Genomic DNA, 1,611 nt, shown 5'->3' with positions numbered 1-1,611 from the left:
CCTGGATCCACCGGTGAATGTGCTGGCCGGTGGTATGTCGTAGACGCGCAGATGCCCTCTGACCTGGGATGATTGTTCTTGTCTAGGGAACACCAAACCTCAGTGAGAGGGCATCTGCTGAATGCGAGCATCCCACAGCCGAGCCAAGGTGACCGCCAGGTTCGACGATCAGAGTGTCGTGACCCACGCCGGACTGCTACCGCTGCTCAGGCTGACCGAGAACATCGAGTTCGCCGACCTCGCCGCAGACCGGATCCGGATCCCCGGCCCCGCCGGCGCCAACCCGGACGCGAAACTGCTGACCCTGATAGCCGGGATGGCCGCCGGCGCGGACAGCATCGACGACCTGGATGTGCTGCGCACCGGCGCGAACGACCGGCTGTTCACCGGCATCCGGGCCCCCTCCACACTCGGGACGTTCCTCCGCGGGTTCGACATCGGCCACACCACCGCACTGGACACGGTCGCCGCGCAGGTCCTGACCCGCCTGGCCCGCACCACCGGAGGCCGGTTGCTGCCCGGAATCGGCGACTACGCCATCGTGGACCTGGACTCGAAAATCACCCGCGTCCACGGCCCCCGCAAAGTCGGCGCCAACTACGGCTACACCCACGTCCGGGGCTACAACTTCCTCGCCGCCACCCTGGCCACCCCGATCGCAGCCCCGGTGATCCTCGCGACCCGGCTACGCGGCGGCCAAGCCGACACCCGCCGCCACGCCACCTCCTTCCTCAAGCAGGCACTACGCACCGCCCGCGGCTGCGGCGCCACCGGGAACCTGCTGGTGCGCGGCGACTCCGGCTACTACGTCTGCTCCCTGATCCACGCCATCACCGCCGCCGGAGCCCGGTTCTCGATCACCCTGCGCCAGCACCCCGGCCTGCAGACCGTGATCGCCGGCATCGACGAGCACGCCTGGACCCCGATCACCTACGCCACCCCCGTCTTCGACGAGCACACCCAGACCTGGATCCACACCGCGCAGGTCGCCGAGACCCGCTACACCGCCTTCACCAACCCCACCGAACATCCCGAAGGCCCCATCACCGCCCGGCTGATCGTGCGCCGCTACCACGTCGAAACCCGCACCGAACAAGGCGAACTGTTTCCCGTCTGGCGGTACCAGGCTGTCTTCACCGACACCGGCCTGGACACCGCCGCGGCCGAACAGCAGCACCGCGGCCGGGCCGGGACCATCGAGGCGGTTTTCGCCGACCTCAACAACTCCGCCCTGGCGCATTTCCCGTCCGGGCAGTTCCACGCCAATCAAGCCTGGCTCACCCTGGCCGCGCTGACCCACAACCTGCTGCGCGGTCTCGGTGTCCTGGCCAGCCGGTTCCATGCCTGGGCCCGCACCGGCACCATCCGCCGTCAGCTGATCGCCGTCCCGGCGCGGTTGACCCGCACCGCCCGCACCCTCACCCTGCGGCTTCCGCAGAACTGGCCCTGGCAAGACAGCTGGCACGGCCTGTTCACCACCACTACGGGGCCGCCGCCAGCCCACTGAAGATCCTGCCCCGACGACCGGAGAACATGTGGACACGCTGGAGCGGCCAGCACGGTCCAGCACGCCCACACCCCACAGCAAGATCAACAAACCTAAAGCAAGAT

Annotated in this window: 1 protein-coding gene; it reads left to right on the top strand. The window is 68.4% G+C overall.

Annotation, left to right across the window (positions count from 1 at the left end; all coding sequences use genetic code 11):
• Positions 1–121: 121 nt before the first annotated feature.
• The gene (locus AB0N03_RS52310) at positions 122–1,507 is read left to right on the top strand and encodes an IS1380 family transposase (protein ID WP_364388985.1); all 1,386 of its coding nucleotides are present in this window, start codon (positions 122–124) and stop codon (positions 1,505–1,507) included.
• Positions 1,508–1,611: the final 104 nt, after the last annotated feature.

It is taken from the genome of Amycolatopsis sp. NPDC051061, from assembly GCF_040682935.1.
Lineage (GTDB): Bacteria > Actinomycetota > Actinomycetes > Mycobacteriales > Pseudonocardiaceae > Amycolatopsis.
Note: the sequence above shows the minus strand (reverse complement) of the source record. Positions and strands in the feature narration are given on the sequence as shown.